The sequence below is a fragment of the Neobacillus sp. B4I6 genome, assembly GCF_050434045.1.
In the GTDB taxonomy this organism is placed as follows: domain Bacteria; phylum Bacillota; class Bacilli; order Bacillales; family Cytobacillaceae; genus Neobacillus.
The window spans coordinates 2,313,601-2,332,365 of record NZ_JBNPWB010000002.1 but is presented as its reverse complement, the minus strand read 5'-3'; the positions used below and the strand labels follow the sequence as shown (position 1 = coordinate 2,332,365).

Sequence of the window (18,765 nt, the reverse complement as noted above, 5' to 3'; positions counted from 1 at the left end):
ATATCTAGAAAATCACTCAAAAATGCAAAAAACGCCTTCAAAAATCAAATTTGAAGGCGTTTTTTGACGTTTACGCTCAAAAAATGCCCTCAAATTTGAAAATTGGACATTCGCTTTACCCCGCCAATCTCGATATCGTAGAAGTGCAGAGGATGCGGGCTTTCACCTAAATCCTGCGCAAAGGACAAGGTGATGAAAAGGTGTCATAAAGTATTCACATATTATTGAAAAACATATGACCATTTTCTTCATTTATTTCTATATCAAGTATTAAGGAATTCTTTAGGAGAAAGGTAGTGGTTGAAGATGGCAAAGTTTAGAATGGTACGTACTGATTTTTGGAAGAATCCAATGGTATCAGAGGAGATGACTCCAGAGGACAAATTCTTCTGTCTTTATCTTCTTACGAATCCACAAACGACTCAAATTGGAATCTATAAGATTACCCAAAAACAAATGGCATTTGATTTGGGTTATTCGATTGAGAGTGTTCACTCGTTAATGGAACGATTCATCGTTCATCACAAGCTGATTCGTTACAATCCTGAAACGAGAGAACTCGCGATTCAAAACTGGGGGAAATATAACCTGGATAAAGGTGGGAAACCGTTCATGGATTGTATATCTTCCGAGTTAAAGGATGTGGAGGATCTCACACTGATTCAATATGTTTCGAAGGCGATTCAAAAACAGGAAATTCGTAGTCTATTTGAATCATTTTGTGAACAAGAAGAGCTGGTTTTCGGCAAGGAAGTTAGCGGCCAAGATGAAAATTATACATATCTAGAACCTGAATGTGGAGAGCTTGACGATACGTTGACGCATCGTGAGACGAGAAGGGGGCAAAAAGAAGAAGAAAATAAAAAAGATAATAAAAAAGAAAAACAACAACAACAAGAAGCTTTTAATCCAAATATAGAGAAAAATCCAGACACAGAAAATAATCAAAAAGTTGTAGATGTAAAAGAAATTATTGAGTTTTGGGACAACAATGGATTTGGTTTTTCGAACGTGAATGCGAAAGAGCAGCTGTTAGTTTGGTTAGATGATTCTAGCTTTTTACAGCCGAAAGAGGTGATTTTAAAAGCGATGAATATTGCCTGTGCCAATAACAAGCGAAGGCTGAGTTATGTGGTTGGGATTCTGAAAAACTGGGTAAATGACTCCTTACTGACCGTAGAAGAAATTGATTCCTTTTATGAGAGTCAAAATTCCACACCAAAGCATAGGCAATCAACCGAATCGTTTCCTGCCGGAAGAGCAATTCCAAGTGGATTTAAACTTGACCTTACGGCAGGTGAAGAGGGATGAGTATGGCAGAAAAAGCGTTCTTAGGAAGCTTGATGAAGGCGGAGTACTTGCTCCAAGATACCATCATTCAACCTGAACAGCTAGAAAGTACACGGCATAAAGAAATCATGCGAAAAATGGTGAAATTAAAACGGGCGGGTAAGAATGTTGATTTAATCACATGGACAACCTTACCAGACCTCGTTTCATTAGGTGGAATGTCCTACCTATCGGAGCTGTTATCGTACGCGGATCTGGAGAAATTTGACGGTACGGAGAAGCTCATTCTCGATCTGTGGAAGGAACGAGAAAAGAGAAACATCTTGACGCTTGCAGCCATGAATGATTGGGAGATTGCGAAAGTCATTGCCGAATTGGATAAAATTAACCAAATGAAAATGGAGGATCACACGTCCTTACAACAAGCATTGGTAGATATCTATGAGGCACCCTGGGAAGATCGAATAAGCCAGAAAAGTGCAACAACGGGTATCAACAAGCTCGACGAAGTGAAGGGAGGCTTCCAGGGCGGGGAAGTGACGATTCTAGCAGCAAGACCATCGATGGGAAAAACCGACGTGATGCTTCATTTTGCGAAAATGTCGGGTTGGGCCGGGTTCCTGCCACTCGTCTTTTCCTTAGAAATGCCTGAAAAGCTGATAACTTCGCGATTAATGGCTTCGACTGGGGGCTTTAACCGTGCAAAAATGCGGGATCCAAAAAGAATGCTTAATGAAAATCAAAAAAATAAATGGTCAGATGTAATTGGTGATCTCACGGAAACCCATATGCAAATTTTTGATGGGGCGGGACAAACCATTGCCGAAATGAGAGCGAAAACGCGAAAAATGATCAATCAATTTCCATACAAGAAACCGATCCTTTTTATCGATTACTTAACACTGATCCATTCCGGACAATTTTACGGAGGGAATTCCCATTTACAAGTAACGGAAATATCCAAATCCCTGAAAACGATGGCGAAGGATTTTGATTGCCCCGTCATTTGTTTGGCGCAGCTTAATCGATCGGTGGAATCAAGAGCCAATAAACGGCCGATGATGTCTGATATTCGGGAATCGGGCAGTGTGGAACAGGACGCCGATGTCATTTTGTTCTTTTATCGTGAAGCGTATTATGACAAGGAAACGGACAATCATTCCCTTGAAATCATTGTCTCGAAAAACAGAAATGGTCCAGTTGGAAGCATCGCTGTAAATTACAACGAGCACACAGGAAGGATTGAGGACCAGAAGGAATCGAGTCCTACCATTGTATAACCTATATTTAGCCGAAAAAACTCTTAAATCGAGGTGTGATCACATGATTGTGAAAGATCTTTACATGGATTGTTTCCGTAATGAAGAATCCTCATTGGCCTATTGCATCTACCATTTACTAGCAGAGCAGAAAATTACATTAGATGACGACATATCCAAGATAGACTTAGAACAAGCAGACCATCAGAAAGTAAGGGAATTGGTTCAAAACAATGTATTAGGTATTCATAAAGTTGGCATCTACTCACTGAAGATGAACCAGAAGGATTTTGTATTTATTTTTGCTGGCAGCCCCAAAGAAGCCATCCAATTCTATACCGAAACATTTCATCAAAACCCATTGAACTGTCACGTTTATTCGCTAGATTACCAGCTCGTTAGAGGAAATGATGTGATTTCGTTTCGGGACATGAGGAAGGAATTCATGAGTATTACAGCTATAGCGGGGTATTTTAAGAGGGAGATATAAAAGTGAGAGAGAAGGGAACAAACCCAAAACTAGGCAAGAGGTATTAAATAATTTTTCTTACATGGAAAGTTTATGGAAAATAAAAAGGGCGTGGGAACGGAGGAGTTTGGATGAGTAAATTAATTAATGAATCGCAGGTTATACCATTATTGGGAGTTAAGATTGGCTTAAACAAAGCGGTGGTTTTGCAGAATATGTATAATTCTTGAAGTTTGAACATTTAGTTAACAATACAGTATGTCTATATTAAATCTAGATTTTATGATTTAAAAAAACAAAATATCATAAAAAATAATATATTTTATTAAAAAATCATTCGGAAAAAGTATTAAATATTCCTAAAGTCATTTATTATACTTAAATAATAAAAAATTGTAAAGATTCTGCTAGAATTGAGAAAATCCATCAATAACTTGGGATAGAATTAAATGAATAGAACTCTAAAATAACAATTTACATTCATATGTCGAATTACCTATAATATTGTTGAGTGGGATATTGTGGAACTTTCGAAAAAAGGTATTAAACATTAATTAGTAGAACCGGTGGTTACAAAATATGAATTCTACATCATTTAATAATTAAAGAAAAATAGAGAATCTAGTAAAATAGGTGCAGAAGAAAGGAGGTGTGGGAAATATAAAATAAAAACACTCGGGCAGTAGTCCGGCAAGACAGTTCCCGAGTATTAATTCTGTTGGGTATACCAACATTATGTTAGTATACCCTTTTTCTAAAAAAATCAATATTTAACCTTAGAAAGAGGGATTACCTATGGAAATAAGAGAAGAATATTTGATCAATGAAAAGACAGTCTTGTTGACAGGAGAGTATGATTCTAATGGTAAACTTATAACTAGAGTGATAGATGGGGGAGAAACTTTCCTGGTAGATTTGACTCCATCGCAGGTAATTGATGCAAATTTATTACTAGTAGGTTCAAATCTTTGTGGGTCATTACATAGTTCTAAAAATCTCCTGGGTCAATTGTATATGTATCCACTTACCATTAATTCACGACTAGGTATTTATCTACTTCCAACAAAATCTTTGAAAAAGAGAAATTGTGTCTGGTTTTCATTAATACATATAAAAAATACACAATCTCTTGGAATTCGAAAAACAAAAGTGTATACAAGCTACGGACATATCGTCGAGATAGATATGAGGAAAAGTGCATTTATCAACAGGGTTCAAATAGCGAAGGATTTAAGAGATATGATTATAAAAAACAGCAGTAGCCCTTTAATATATTATATAGAATCTCAAAATGGGTTTTATATTAGTGAGGATTCTAGTACTAATAAATATACATTTATTAAATAAAATAATTTATTACCATTTGGAGGACTCATTTTGAAGTGAAGCCTTCCTTCTTTTATTTTTCCAACCAATTATTTATTCAGAGCTGGATAATACGATTAAAACGAATCAAGTTAATTTGAGGATCAAAATAATGAAAAAACCATTTTTACTTCATTTACGGATCAGGCCGTTCTTGTAACGAGCACTGGCGAACAAATTGATATGCCGGAGATGTTTGTATCCGATCAACTTGGCGGTGAAATCGATAAAGGTGTTATTAAAGAGGGCAACGTTAAATGGTACCTAAAACGCGGTCATGCTGAGGATATTCAGTGGATTAAGTTGAAATTTTCCGGACATGTTGGCGGAGAAGATCAGATTGATGGAGAATCGAAAGATTTTGAATTTGAAATTAAGTTGAAGTAAAAAATAGCCTTGGCGAATTTGCCAGGGCTTTACGTTTGAATATCGCTAACCTTCACGTCATGCTCATCGATATACCCAACGATTCTCAGCATCCGCTTAATCGCGTAATCCTTATCGGCAGAAGCATCCGCAATAAGTTCGCCATTGAGGTCGAGGAGCTGAGTTTTAATGCGAGCAATGGATATTTCGCCTCGAGTAAATCGTTCACTTTACGGCCTCCTCTATCTTCGTTAATACCTGCGGCAATTTATATGTTATTTTCCGACCGCTAAACCGCAACACTTCCCAGCCATTCTTCCGTAAATAATCATTCTTGCGTCGATCATGCGCCTTTTGCTGCGGTGAAGAGTGATACGCCTTACCATGGCATTCAATCGCAATTCTAGGACCCACAAACGCTATACCGATGCGATAGTTACCGCATGGAACTTGAGTGGAAACCGAATGGCCACGGAATGCCAGGGCATCATAAAGGCGACGCTCGATGGGACTTTCGCATATAATCCTCTTGGCACCTACTGGACTTAATATCTAATCCACCTTAGGTCGAAATATGTACGCTAATTAAGGCTGCAGCTATCAAGCTGAAAAATACGATATACTCGATCAATCAAAACACCTCCATAGGAGGAAATCGCGCTATTTATCGAATTATTAGACGAGGTGACAATCAATGCCAGTAAACAACAGGCTTAAAGACCTTCGCCACGATCACCGAATGAATCAAACGGAATTTGCAGATTTTCTAGGGATCAACATTTACCAATACAATCGCTATGAAAATGGAGCGCGTCAGCCAACGCTTGAGGTAGCGCTGCAAATTAGCGAAAAGGTGAAACGGACAGTCAACGACATTTTTTACTTTGCGGAAGAGGCGTCAGAATAGGACGTCTACTTCGTAGCTCGCCTTATGCCAATTTGGTAAATAATTAGTCGGTGTAGGCAATATTGCCGCAGTAGATACATAGGTTATTAGCAATTAACTGCTTATTAGCATTACCGCAGTGTAGACTTCTCAAACATTGCCAAGACGAAAAAAAGATAATCTTTTAAGAATGAGCGAAGCGGGGGAAAGGGGAAGAGTCCGGGAGAAACCAGAAGATTCGAATAATTAGATAATTGAATTGTCAGAATAGTTATGAGGAGAAATTTTCCATTGTTGGACCTGAAATGCTATTCGCAGACGGTAGCTTTATCGCAATTACTATACTAGATAAGGTCGCAGAGGACTGCGGCATCACCTGGCTAAGTACGGCGCTAAAACTATTAGTACCGATTGCAGCATTTGCGGTAAGCGACTATTTTCTCGATACTAACTCGCTATTGAGGTGGCTACGATGAGCAAATGGGCGAAATTATTGACGCAAAAGAAACTAATCAAGGCATTCCGATCTGACGATTTGCACATTAGCTATAAAATGAACGACGGCAATGAACACTTAATCTTCCATAAGATCCGCAATGTAAATATCAGTGACGCCTCTACTACAATCACTTTTACTCTCCCTAACGGACTTGATCCCAAACTTCTAAAGTAGAATTACTTTGTATTCTAACAATATTTCGGTCAAAACGTCGAGCTTGATGGCGATGTCAAACTCTTTACCTTAACGGTCAACAGAGGAGAGCTACCGAAAGAGCTCACCTATAATTATGCAAAGATAGAGCTGGAACTCGATGGCCTCGAAATGCCAATTGTATGCGGTAAGGATAACGCAGGGAAGTGGATGATATATAACACATTACCGAGCCGAATTGTCTTATCTCGGGAGAACCTGCCGCTGGTAAATCGACTCAACTCCGCAATATCCTGGCGACTCTCATTCAACGCAAAACACCGGACGAATTGCATATATATCTCTGGGATCTGAAAATGTCGTAGTTTTTCTTATTCAAAGGTGTAAAGCACGTCAAAAGTTTATGTGTCTATCCGGAAGATATGGCGCGGATGCTAGTGCTCGTACACAAGAAACGAAACGTCGATGTGAGCTCCTTAATTAGCACTGCGTCACACATACAACGAAGTTACCAAAAGTCGAGCCGTATATCCTTCTATGTATCGACGAAATTGTATTGATAATGGACGACAAGGAAATGAAAAAGCAAATCGTCCAGATTAATCGTTAGGGAGGGCGCTGGGTATTTATTGCATCCTTTCGCTACAACGTCCTAGTCACGACATACTTGATACGTAGATTCACGGATTGCTGACCGTTCGATAAGGAGTTCGGACAACTGACGCCTCAAACTTAAAGATTATCGGAACGCCCGGCAGCGAACGCATCAGCAAAGCAACGCCAGGTAGATTGCTTATTAAACGCGATGAACTAACGGAGCTGCAAGCTGCGTATCGGACGGATGACTGGAAGGATATGTTTGCGAGGACAAACGTTCCGACGTAGCAACAAATGGACAGCGAAGAAGTTGCGCATACGCATCCCATAGCCGAGAAGGATGTGTTTCTCGATGTTGACTAAACGTGATAAAGCGATTATTCGCGATTTAAATAAATTCCGTGTGATGGATAGAGACTCTATTGCCAAATTACATTTCGCGGGCTTAAAGAATCCAATAACGGCAGCGAACTCGGTATCATTGAGATTATTATACGACGGTGAAATCCTTCGATTTTCTAGTTTTCAGCCGTTTGTCTATTTCGCGCGGAAACGCAGATAAAAAAGAATAGTGCTAATATTGGCAATTTCCTAGTAATCTTGAACGTTTTTAAAGAAATGAGGTAACTAGGTCGGCTAGATAAGTTTCTTGTGGAGCCGAAGTACGGCAGCAAAAGAAATGCGGAGCCTGACATCTTTGCTATGTATCGCAATACGCCATTTTTTATCGAGGTGCAAATAACAGTCTATTCCGAAAAACAAATGGCGGAGAAAATGGGGCGGTATGTTGATCTATTCAACACTTGGATTATGTCGAAGCCGTTCTGGCACGTTCTAATATTATCCGATCAGCGTTATGCAATAGACGGTGAGTAATGGTTTAAGGTATTCCATGCGAAATCATTTACATGGTTTGTTAAATCATTGATGCAGGAGATTCAAGATTCACAACAAATTCAATCGGTAGGTGTAAAGTTAATTGTTAATAGTAGTACTAATAGTAAGTGCCACATAATATTATTTAAAATAATAACAAAGGGGGATGAAGAATGTTAGGTAAAGCTGGACAAATTAGGACTGTTTTCTTTGAGTCTAAATTTATTGCAAGTGTTCGAAGCTTGGACCTTTTGATAAACACTTGGTGTGAAGAAAATAGTGAAGCAGAAATTTTGGATATTAAATATAATTCTCATACGGAGGTAGATTCCGGCTACTATAATGCTTTAATAATATATAAAATATAACAAAGAGCGGCTCCTACTCGGAGTCGCTTTACTCTGTTTCCGATAAGTTTCCAATGTCGCAAACTATCCACAGATAAAGACTTCATTTAAGGTTATCATAGTTAAAAAGTCATAGGATGTGTGTTGTGGGAAAAATACAAGTTATTTTTGTAGGTAGGATTATATAAAGTTATATCAATATGCTTCTGGATACAGTGAAATAGTAGAGGATGGGGCCCGAAATGATTTTAAAAGAAGATAAAATATCGTAATAAATTAAGATGCGACCTTATTGGTCGCTTTCTTCGTTTCATCGTGGTAAACTCTCCGCAATTTAATAAACTGCAATCCTCTCATTTCAGCAAATGCCCGAGTGATATTTACTTTCTTCTAAAATAGCCTAATCGTCCGTCGTTATTCGCAGGAATCGTTCGGTAAGACGCCAACAATCGAATGACTTCTCGTGGAGCCTTAACACCTCGGCAAAGGTTCGAATTTGCGCCAGGAGTCATCGGTAAAACTGTTTTCAGGGCAATTAGGCGGGTGCGGGAGAGCCGTTTTTTTAGTTTCATCTGGGATAATGTGGTAAGTTTCCGGAGTTCTGATCGTATTAAAAAAGCGCTGCTTCTGAACGAGAACAGCGCTTCGCAATATTATTTTTCTTTACCTAAAAGGTTGATCCAGCTGTATTTGCTACTGTAAATGTTACAGTTTTTTTAGTTGTGTTGATACTTTTCACTGTAATATACGTATGTAACTCCCAAGCAGTTCTAGAGACATATTTGATAGGATTATACTTTATATTAACACCTTTCATATAATACACATCAAAGTTACCCAAGGTATGAGCTGTCTGGGTGCTCTTACTTGATGATTTTGTAACAATTCTTGTCCCTTTTTTAGTAGTATAATAGGGCCAGTAATCTGATGAACTTTGTGTTACTTTGTTGATAGTAACACCTGTTGTACCAATTGTTATTTCCGTGTTTATTTTTAATGGTGCATAGCCGAAGTTAGCTGCCTTTGTATAAAAGTTTTCAATAGTCCTTTTACCATAAGGCAAAGTGTAAGTAGCCGTTCCGTTTGAGGCAGCGCTTGCGGTAGTAGTTCCAAACGGAGCAATAGTACTTACTATTAAAACTAAACTCATAAATAAAACAGCAAGTAATTTTTTCATAAAAATCCCCCTTGGTAAATTGTGGTACCGGTATCGCACTTTCATATTTTAGTATATTAAGACTATTTTAACAAGTAATTTTTTAGTAATTTTATCCTATATTTACCTCTACATTAATCTGAATGAATAACGGTAACTTATAAAAAGCACCGTTATTTTTTTTTTTTGTCCGAAAAATGATTCCTGCGAGACAAAATTAGTGAACATTTGTCCGAAAAATGATTCCTGCGAGACAAAATTAGTGAACATTTGTCAGAAAATAGATTATCACAAGGCATAAAGGGCAGAAGGGTCCGCTGTTATCTTAGTTCGTGCGACATACGCAGTGAAATGGCTGCGCCACTTTCCGTTCTCAACCTTATGGTAAGGTAAAGGAATTTATTTTTGCTGTCCCAAATTGCTTTCTATTGCGTCAATTAAATTAGGAGGTATTTTATTTGTCCTAAAAAGTATTCTCGCGTAACAGAATAATTGATGGAATTTTGCGCGGATTTGTCTGCAGAAACGTTTGGTAGAAGGGAAGGTGTTTTTTCCGCGGCCAGTCCGCTTCACATAAATCAAAATTAACGGAGGGGATGGAAATGGAGGGACGAAAGGTTTACGACAAAACGAAGAAACGGGAGGACGCTCATCTAATCAAGATGCCCAGCGAATTAAGACATTACGTTTATTTACCGGACTAAAAGGCGGAAATGAATTTTCTTAATGCGCTGGCCGTTGACTAATGGAATAAAGAGTTGGGCTATGCTTACCCATCGCAAGAAAAGCTCGCTATGTATTAAGGTAAAGCGCTAAACACTACTAAGGAGCATCTTAAAATCCTTAAAAAATACCGATTAATAAAAACCGAATCCAACTCACTTGGAAAAACGTATGTGCCGCTTGAGCCGTTATCGGAGCATGACTTTTTCGTTAAATACCGCGAGGCTGGCCAGCGATATAGAGATAGGTTGCGACAAATTGAGGTCGATAGGGAAGCATGATCATAGCCTCCAGTGGTAAAAAAAGTGGATCCGAAGTTACCATGTCAAATTAGCATCTTAATGATCAATCTTCAGGATTGTTAGAAATACCGCCATTGATACAATTAAATGTTGTTTTCGTTTTGATGATATCTTATACGTCTATGCCTAGTTTTTCAACATCTGCATGATTACGTTCTTCCGAGACAAAATCAATCCAAGAAGTATCATCTATTTGAAATTAACGACAGCCTGCATCATAGAAAGCCTGAATCGCCTTACGGTAAGTCGCTACAGTATCTTGAAATAAATAGCTCTCTGTTGCGTTTTAATGTGTCTATATGTTTTCCGTTTTAGGAATTAAACTCCATGTAATATAATATTGCCCATATTATATTTAGATACTTTTACTTCCATTTGTCCACCAATATATTTATGTTTATAGTATAATGGTCACATATAATTGCTCTAACACTGTAAAAACATTTACTATCATAAGAAGTAATAAAATCCAGTTACAAAGTTAGAAGATACTAACTTTAATAAACTTTCCTTATTGATACAAGTATACGATGGATTTATTAATCCCAATAAAAGGAACACATTTTGAAAGGAGTTCAGTCGGTCCTATTCAACTAAATGGAACTTTAGTGAATCAACACTTTTAGATTATGAATGATTGGACACGTATGACAAAAGATTTTGCGAAACTGAGGGTATAATATTGAATTTTTCTTTGCCTAAATAAACAATTGCTTGTTTTTGGTACATCTAGACAGCTATAAAAGGGGGATCAACACTGATATGTGTACATTGTACCAGTATCAAAACCGTAGGCCAGATGATAATCAAATCTTAAATGAATTAGGTTTGAAGAAAGTACCATTTATATACCTTACTGCAACTAAAAAGATGTCGAAAATAAGAGAAGGGATAATTCCTGAAGTTCAAACATTCCGTAGCAGACAGACTGAAAAGCCAAAGAAACAAGCCCTTTTTGGTGATGTTATTAAAGGATGGGTTAAGCAGGAATATCGTAGCGAAGTTGCAGGGGGATTAGAAGAAAACACTATACTAGTTCGAACATTAGAAGAAATTGTAACAAAGGATGAAAAACTATTAGAAGTGTTAAAAAAAGACCGGGCATCCATTTTACAAACGCTTAAGGAACTTGCTGTAAAAAAAATAGACCTTACAATTGGATTCCCGCAAGACTTGCAAGAAACTTTTTTAGATCCTGCACTTGAAAATCTCCTTCCGGATATTCAAAAACAATTTTATTATAATTTACGTTCAGAGGGTAAATTTTTGTTTGAGGAACTTGCTCTAGAGTTTATAGATAACAAGTTTATTAATAAATTTGGAGAGTCAATAAAAATTGTAATGGAAGGGTTCACATTCTTCACTCCATTACAAAAACATTTTGTTAAAGTTTGCTTGAAAAATAGAGTTGAAGTATCCTTTTTGGTTCCAAACAATCCTGAACAAATGAAAGGGTTTGAAATAATACAAAGAACTTACTCAGGGTTACCAGGATTGAAGAGGATATTTATAGTTACAAAGGTTATCTCAGATTATGTAGATTTACAACATCTTCAAAAACAAATATTTAGTACCCAACATGTACCATTCAGTTCCGAAACGAATCACGTGTCTCTCCAGCAGTATCCTAATCGTGAGCAAGAGTTATTAGCTATTTTAAAAATGATAGATAAATGCCTAATAGAAGGTTATGCCCCTTCGGACATCGCTATTGTTATGCGACGTAAAAGTGAATTTCTTTTTCGTCTAAGCGATTTGTTACAAATGCACCCAATCAACTATAATGGAGAACAAATTAAATTACCAGTTTCACCACGAATGCTATTACTTACTCCGGTAGGTAGATTTGTACTCACATTATATGAAATTTGGAAAGATAACCAATTGTACCTTGAGGCAGACCAATTTGAAACTCTTATTGGTTCTGGTTGGTTAGGTGCGAAACATCAAGATCTAACTCCCAAGTTCCGTGCAGTTAAATATCAGTTTTTTAATGAGTGCAATTCAAAAGAAGACTGGATGGGAGTCTTAGATTCGTTAATTCCGCTATGTCGGAATAGAAGATCTCATGGGCGGCTTTCAATTGGCATTCTTGATCAGCGCATGATAAAAGCGTGGAAAGAAGTAATTAACCTACTAGATCAGGTTTGCTCTAAATTGTTCAGTACAGAAGATGGTGCAATAGGTGAACATATCGATCGTCTTCAAGAACAATTAAAAGGTATTATCCCTGATGACCTTCGACAATCAGAAAGATTTATATTAGAAAAAATAATGGATGTCTTTCAACAACTTGTGGATGAGTACACCATTGATTTAAACTCTGAAGAGTTTAGCCGTACTCTTCATGCACTAGTGTCTGATAAAAATAAGGATGACGTTGATGACACAGATAACAACGATCCATTAGAGTTAAAGGTTTATAGCCCAGAAACTATTGATGGTGTTCACGAAAAGGTTGTAATTTACCTGGGCGTAGATAATCAACATGTTCCAGCTATGTATTCGGAGTCATGGCCATTTTATAAAGATGATCGGGACGAACATCTAGAAAAAGAGCGTTACATGTTTCTGACTGTTTTGAGAGCAGCCAAAGAACACTTATATCTAACATTTTCCTTACAAGACGCTAATCGTTCTTTTCAACCAAGTGCTTATTTGAAAAGGATTTTGGAAATTACTAACTCAAATTTAGTAAAGTTCACTGTTGAAGATATTCTTGATATGGAAAATGCTCCGACAATTCCAAATATGCCGGCTGCTATCCCAGCTACTCGTAGTGTATATGATCTTATTGAATTGGCTCACTATGGCCTCTGCCCCGCAAGGTATCGTCTTGAGTTGTTACATCTAGAAGCCCGTTTATATCGGATGGAGTGGCAATTACAATTTGTAGCCCAGGGAGAATGGTTGAATCAGATTTTTCAGAGGTTACAGCAGGAAAGTGATAAAATACGGAAAAAAAATGAACGCGAGATTAAACAGTATCTCATTGAAACAATTAGTGTAGTTGAGCCTGATGTAAGGGGATTATTTCCTGCTCTATCTCCTATAACTTGGCATGGAATTAAGAATAAGGTTAGAAAGCAGTTAATAGATTACCATTTCAAAATTCGTGGCCCACATTTAACAGGAGTGCGTGGATCCTCATTAGAAGTGTTTACTGTTATGAACGATGAAGAGGAAACAATTGATATTGAATTTGAAGTACCAAATTACTGGGAAACTACAAGGTTTGATGTTCCTATTCTTGATGCAGAATTACACAGTGAATGGCTCCTACCCTCAGATCCTGAGAACAATGAAGAAGGATTTCTGTCGATTGATGATATTCAACTTTTCCCTTCTTTAGGATCAGCAGTTTCCTGGTGGCGTAGTACAATTAGTGGATATTTCCATAAACAAAATGGAGTGAATATTAAACAAAAGCACATTCAAGAGGCTTTAGCAGTTTTTGACGATGCTCCTGAATATATTCTTGAATGGATTTCTGGAATTGAAAACAATAAGTTTCCGAAAAACCCTGGGACTCACTGTAATAAGTGTCCAGTTCGTCTTGAGTGCCTTGGTATTGTAATAGAAAATGAAGAGGTGTCGGACATATGATAAAACGTGGTGGAATTTCACTGTCCCAAGAACAAGCAAATATTGTGGATCATGTATTGGCAACTAGTTTTACTATTCCAACTGTAGTATCAGCTGGTGCTGGTTCGGGAAAAACTCGCACTATGGTTGCAACTGTTTTGGAAATAATAAAATTAAGGGACGATGTGAATATAGATGATTTCGCATTAATTACCTTTACAAATAAAGCAACAGATGAAATGCGTTCACGATTAGAAGAGGAATTAGATGAGCTCATTAAAGAATCGGTTGATAAAGTAGAGCAGGATATGTGGTTTGAACAAAAGGAACGACTCGCTAATGCTTTTATAGGGACGATTCATCGTTTCTGTTCAATGATATTACGTCAGCATGGCTATGACGAACATGTTTCTCATGAAACAGAGATGATCATGGCAAAGGGGTATTTTATACAGGCTACGAAAATAGCTCTAAATACAAGTGTCGCAGATCCTGAAACACAATTCTTATTTAATGATACACTTATTCCTTGGGCACCTTTTCAATGGGATCAATTTCTAACTAAACTATATGAACATATACGTAATAATGGGCGTTCTATCGAACATGTTGTTCAAAGAACATTTGATCAACAAGTAGATGAGGGATTAAAGTACCGTCGAGCAGTGGCAATAATGTTGCAAAGGATTGAAGAAAACTACTCAAGGATAAAACTAGAACGAGGAGGTCAAGATTCACATGATTTATTACAAAAATGCGCTAACTTAATAGAGAAAAATGAGAAGCATATTGGGAAAGCAATGCAACGTAGGTATAAATATTTATTTGTGGATGAATTTCAGGATACGGATAGAACCCAAAAACAAATCATTAAGTTGTTGCTTGAATATATGAATCATGTTCTAGTTGTAGGGGATCGTAAACAAGCAATTTATGGATGGAGAGGTTCAGATGTTTCAGTTTTATGGGAATTGGCAAATGACTATAAGATCGAACCAATGCCTTTACTCGCATCTAGACGACCTACACGCAACTTATTTAGAGCCCAAGAAGTATTATTTTCAGGTATGAGCAACCGTTATGAGTTTTTAAAAGAAGAACTCACTATTCCGGTAGATGCGCATGACCCTCAAGATGAAATTATCCCAATGGAGTATATTCATTTAACAGAACGTGGAAGTGAAGCCTATATATTAAAGACAATCGAAAAGGTTAGGGAATACCTTAATCAAGAGATTCATAGGCCAAAGAAAGCTGCCCGTTCAGTAAGATTCGGAGATATATGTATATTATTCAGAACTAATAGGCAAATGGCAGAATACGAGGTGTTATTTAAAGAAGCCGATATTCCTGTTGTTACCGATATAGGTGGGGGCTTCTTTCAAAAACCAGAAATACTTTATTGCTATTACATGTTAAATGCAATTTTAAGCTATCCCAATGATACAACTATTGACTTAGTAATGGGTACACCTTTCTTTCCGGTAAAGGCTCCAATCACTATCCATCGTACCGATCATTCAAGCACGCAGTTAGCAACCTGGTTAAAGAATGAACAATCTGTGAAACGTTGGTATGATGGCATGATGGAGGTTCGAAAGAGTATTAAATCAGACCTTGTTCCACAATTATTGACGAAGATTTATGAATTTTCCGGAGTAAGAGAGTGGTATGCGCAGCAAGGTGATATAAAAGCTATAGCAAATCTTGAAAAGCTAGTCGCTTGGTCAAGAGATATATTTGACAATGCCGAAGCCTTAACAATGCAGAGCTTTTTTGAACGTTTCCAAAGAGCTATACTTTCAGGTGAAAAGATGGATGAAGCCGACGTTGGTGAAGATGAACCAAATGCTGTAGTTTTTTCTACGGTTCATTCCTCTAAAGGGTTAGAGTACCCTATAATTATTATTCCTAACCTTGATCGTCCATTATTAAATGATTATAAAATTCCTAATTTCTTCGATATTGTAAGCAAAGTGGAGGATTGGGGACTAGATCTAAATTTAAACGGATTCGGCAGATCCCCTAGATTCGATGAATGGATGGAAAAGTATCGAAAAAATCTTTTTGAGGAAGAAGCAAGAGTGTTTTATGTTGCTGTTACACGTGCTCAACATGCAGTTTGTTTTATAGCAAGTGGAAAGGTTCAGCCCGTTCCATTACATTCGGAAAAGTGGTCTTGGAAGGATGAAGTTCTATTGGGATTGCGTTCTTTAGTAGAACTAGGGGAGCAGTACGTGAAGATAGACATACCAAGAACAATTCGCGGTTAAAAGAACACAAGAAAGATGAGAGGATTCTCTCATCTTTCAACTTTAAAATAGATATACTCTCACAGTTTAAAACTGATTTAGAAATTTGAGGAATTTAACTGGAATGATTCCCTTCTTGATCGAGTGATGTTGAGAAATAAAGGTATTGGTGCACATGAACAAAACTTATGGGTAAAATTTTACTTGTAAAAAACAGTGTAATTTTATTATTGGTCACATTTTGGTCACTGGGAAAAATAATATTAAGGTTCTATTTACTATTTAATGATTGAATGTGTAAGTCGTATCGAGGTAATGAAATAGTTGCGCACCTTATATTTACGTAATTCCGAGATTGTTTAATATTTATACTTTTCTATTAATCGACTGTTTAACAGTTGATGGAAAGTAAAACCTGGTTTAAAAATTAAAGGTTAATAGTCACAATTATAGAGGGTTAAAGATGACAAGACGACACCAAAGATTTGGGTAAGGTGGTTGAAGGAAATACTACCAAACAACTGGTCAATCTCGGAAGGAGTAAATCTTAAATTAATAGCACTTGTTATCCCAAAATAATTCTAATTAAGACTTAGTAAGAAAAGGAGGGTGCTTACGTGGGATTAAGGTACTCTCAAAATCATATCAAAAAGATTTAAATAAGGGGAATATTGGAATTTAACCCAATGCCACAAACATTGCATTACTTCAATTGTTATTAGCAGTTTTTTGCTTTAATTAAAATTATTATTTTTGGTAGGTTTTAACTATATGATAATACGAATCTTTGTTAGTTCAACCTTTAATGATTTTCAACAAGAAAGAGATGCTTTACAAGAGTGTGTGTTTCCAATGGTCCAACAATTTTGTCAGGAAAATAATATTACATTTCAAGGGGTCGATCTTCGATGGGGAGTAAGTCAGGAAGACGCTTTAAAGCAACAAACAATGGAAATTTGTTTAAAAGAATTAAACAGGTGTCAAGAAGTATCTCCTAAACCTAATTTCCTTGTATTAGTAGGAGATAGGTATGGATGGCAACCAGTACCGGAAAGGATTTTAGTTGAAGAATTGGATCTAATAGAAACCTATTTAAAAGTAGATGAGAAGGAACTGATACATAAGTGGTATAACATTGATCATAATTCCGTACCTAAATGTTATAGTATGTTTAAAGGAATCTGAGGATCAACATCTATTAATCTATATCCCTGAAACAGGAGAAGTGATTGCAAAACATAAGATACCTGATGGGAAAGGTCAATTGATGAAAGATAGAAATCACACACGCGATCGAACAAAAGGCATAGATGCATATCTTGATACTGTTGCGAACCAATTTAAGGACAAGGAAGTCGTAAATCACTATCTAAATACCCTTCGGGAGAAGTATCCTCGATATATTCGAGATCAATTACAAATCATATTAAGAGAAACAAAACAAAATAGCGATGACCTATTATCAGCAGCACTACAAGAATGTGTCAGAAGAAAATTATATAGTGCGACAGACTTCAGCGACATCGTTCAGTACCTTAAACGACAACGCCAAGTTCATGATACAGTGAATGACAACACTGAGAATGTAACGCCACTAAATAGTCTTACAGGTTGGATTATGGAGACAGAAGCCCCAAAAAGAGAAGTGGATACCTACACGGTTTTATTGGAAGGTGATTCAAATTGAGTCAGCTCCAACAGCTACAAGAATTCATGAGAACCTTGCGTTTGTCTGAAACAGCAAACCACTTACCTTCCATAATCAGAGAGGCTGAGCAAAAGGATTTATCCTTTACTCAGTTTCTCCTTGATGTGGTGACCTATGAGCAGAGTTGCAGGGAGGAAAAACAACTAGAGAAGCGATTTAAATGGGCGACATTTCCCTTTTATAGCACAGTCGATGAATACGACTTAAAAGAGCAAAAATCATTAAGTAGTAAGAAGTTAAACCAGTTAAAGGATTTAACATGGATTGAGCAACTTTATAATATTATCTTTCTTGGACCGCCAGGTGTGGGTAAAACCCATCTTTCGATCGGGTTAGGAATTGAAGCTTTAAACCATGGCTATAAAGTGATTTTCACAACCATGGGCGATTTAATTCATGTATTAAAAACAGAAGAAATTACTAGAAAATCGAAAACAAGAATGAAACGAATTAGAGAAGCAGATTTAGTAATTATAGATGATCTAATGTTTATGGCAATGGATAAGCAAGAAGCTAATATGTTTTTTCATCTAATAAATAATCTTTATAATCAAACATCTATAATTTTAACTTCAAATAAAGGACCAAAAGAATGGGGTGAGTTATTGGGGGACCAAGCAATCACTACTGCTATATTGGATAGAATTTTGCATCGAGTGGAGATCATTCATTTAAACGAAGATAGTTGGCGAATGAAACATCGAAAAACAATATTTGGTGGCCAAAGTGTTTCAAATTAATCAGCAGAAATTGTGTCATTCTACTTGACGGTCACAACAGGCTAGGAGAAAAAATTAGGTCTTTAGTTTTTTAGAAATATCATAGATAGCAAATAGTTACTAATGTTTTCTTTCCATTGTTATTGTACAATATAAAAGAAGGTGCAATTATTATAAGTGCTTTTTATACGTTGTTTTATTTCAATTTGAATG

At 36.9% G+C, this 18,765-nt stretch carries 17 protein-coding genes; 15 read left to right on the top strand and 2 right to left on the bottom strand.

The genetic code is table 11. The annotated features are described in order from the left end of the window. Window positions 1-306 precede the first annotated feature (306 nt). The 5 genes from QF028_RS13485 (at window position 307) to QF028_RS13465 (ending at window position 4,770) form a co-directional block, all read left to right on the top strand. Window positions 307-1,311 (top strand): DnaD domain protein, encoded by a 1,005-nt coding sequence (locus tag QF028_RS13485; RefSeq protein ID WP_429472323.1) that lies wholly within the window; start codon window positions 307-309, stop codon window positions 1,309-1,311. Between the two features lie 2 nt (window positions 1,312-1,313). After that, a complete protein-coding gene (locus tag QF028_RS13480) occupies window positions 1,314-2,570 on the top strand; it encodes a replicative DNA helicase (protein WP_429466131.1) in 1,257 nt (418 codons plus the stop codon). A gap of 43 nt (window positions 2,571-2,613) precedes the next feature. Continuing rightward, window positions 2,614-3,039: a hypothetical protein gene (locus QF028_RS13475; RefSeq protein WP_429466129.1), complete on the top strand. Its 426-nt coding sequence runs from the start codon at window positions 2,614-2,616 to the stop codon at window positions 3,037-3,039. 774 nt (window positions 3,040-3,813) lie between these two features. Next, window positions 3,814-4,365 (top strand): competence protein ComK, encoded by a 552-nt coding sequence (locus tag QF028_RS13470; RefSeq protein WP_429466127.1) that lies wholly within the window; start codon window positions 3,814-3,816, stop codon window positions 4,363-4,365. A gap of 201 nt (window positions 4,366-4,566) precedes the next feature. Beyond that, entirely contained in the window at window positions 4,567-4,770 is a 204-nt protein-coding gene (locus QF028_RS13465; RefSeq protein WP_429466125.1) for a hypothetical protein, read from the top strand. Window positions 4,771-4,974: 204 nt separating this feature from the next. Here QF028_RS13465 and QF028_RS13460 read toward each other — a convergent pair whose 3' ends face one another. Then, window positions 4,975-5,232, bottom strand: coding sequence for an endonuclease domain-containing protein (locus QF028_RS13460; RefSeq protein ID WP_429472322.1), 258 nt, complete (start codon window positions 5,230-5,232; stop codon window positions 4,975-4,977). 211 nt (window positions 5,233-5,443) lie between these two features. Here QF028_RS13460 and QF028_RS13455 point away from each other — a divergent pair, with 211 nt between their 5' ends. From QF028_RS13455 to QF028_RS13435, 5 genes are all read left to right on the top strand, one after another. Next, window positions 5,444-5,656, top strand: a complete 213-nt coding sequence (locus tag QF028_RS13455) for a helix-turn-helix transcriptional regulator (RefSeq protein ID WP_429466123.1) — start codon at window positions 5,444-5,446, stop codon at window positions 5,654-5,656. Window positions 5,657-6,107: 451 nt separating this feature from the next. Then, the gene (locus QF028_RS13450; RefSeq protein WP_429466121.1) at window positions 6,108-6,308 is read left to right on the top strand and encodes a hypothetical protein; all 201 of its coding nucleotides are present in this window, start codon (window positions 6,108-6,110) and stop codon (window positions 6,306-6,308) included. 203 nt (window positions 6,309-6,511) lie between these two features. After that, on the top strand, window positions 6,512-6,652 hold the full coding sequence (locus tag QF028_RS13445; protein ID WP_429472320.1) for an FtsK/SpoIIIE domain-containing protein: 141 nt from the start codon (window positions 6,512-6,514) through the stop codon (window positions 6,650-6,652). 584 nt (window positions 6,653-7,236) lie between these two features. Next, window positions 7,237-7,446 (top strand): hypothetical protein, encoded by a 210-nt coding sequence (locus QF028_RS13440; protein ID WP_429466119.1) that lies wholly within the window; start codon window positions 7,237-7,239, stop codon window positions 7,444-7,446. A gap of 487 nt (window positions 7,447-7,933) precedes the next feature. After that, a complete protein-coding gene (locus QF028_RS13435) occupies window positions 7,934-8,128 on the top strand; it encodes a hypothetical protein (RefSeq protein WP_429466117.1) in 195 nt (64 codons plus the stop codon). 646 nt (window positions 8,129-8,774) lie between these two features. Here the strand turns inward: QF028_RS13435 and QF028_RS13430 are convergent. Further along, window positions 8,775-9,284 (bottom strand): hypothetical protein, encoded by a 510-nt coding sequence (locus QF028_RS13430; protein ID WP_429466115.1) that lies wholly within the window; start codon window positions 9,282-9,284, stop codon window positions 8,775-8,777. A 1,766-nt stretch (window positions 9,285-11,050) separates the two neighbouring features. Here QF028_RS13430 and QF028_RS13425 point away from each other — a divergent pair. From QF028_RS13425 to istB, 5 genes are all read left to right on the top strand, one after another. Next, on the top strand, window positions 11,051-13,894 hold the full coding sequence (locus QF028_RS13425) for a hypothetical protein (RefSeq protein ID WP_429466113.1): 2,844 nt from the start codon (window positions 11,051-11,053) through the stop codon (window positions 13,892-13,894). Continuing rightward, entirely contained in the window at window positions 13,891-16,146 is a 2,256-nt protein-coding gene (locus QF028_RS13420) for a UvrD-helicase domain-containing protein (RefSeq protein ID WP_429466111.1), read from the top strand. Before QF028_RS13425 ends, QF028_RS13420 begins: the two co-directional genes overlap by 4 nt. Before the next feature lie 750 nt (window positions 16,147-16,896). Next, on the top strand, window positions 16,897-17,310 hold the full coding sequence (locus tag QF028_RS13415; protein ID WP_429466109.1) for a DUF4062 domain-containing protein: 414 nt from the start codon (window positions 16,897-16,899) through the stop codon (window positions 17,308-17,310). Then, window positions 17,261-17,812 (top strand): hypothetical protein, encoded by a 552-nt coding sequence (locus QF028_RS13410; RefSeq protein ID WP_429466107.1) that lies wholly within the window; start codon window positions 17,261-17,263, stop codon window positions 17,810-17,812. Before QF028_RS13415 ends, QF028_RS13410 begins: the two co-directional genes overlap by 50 nt. Then, window positions 17,809-18,573, top strand: coding sequence for an IS21-like element helper ATPase IstB (gene istB / locus QF028_RS13405; RefSeq protein ID WP_429466105.1), 765 nt, complete (start codon window positions 17,809-17,811; stop codon window positions 18,571-18,573). The genes QF028_RS13410 and istB overlap by 4 nt, the downstream gene beginning before the upstream one ends. The last annotated feature ends 192 nt before the right edge of the window (window positions 18,574-18,765 follow it).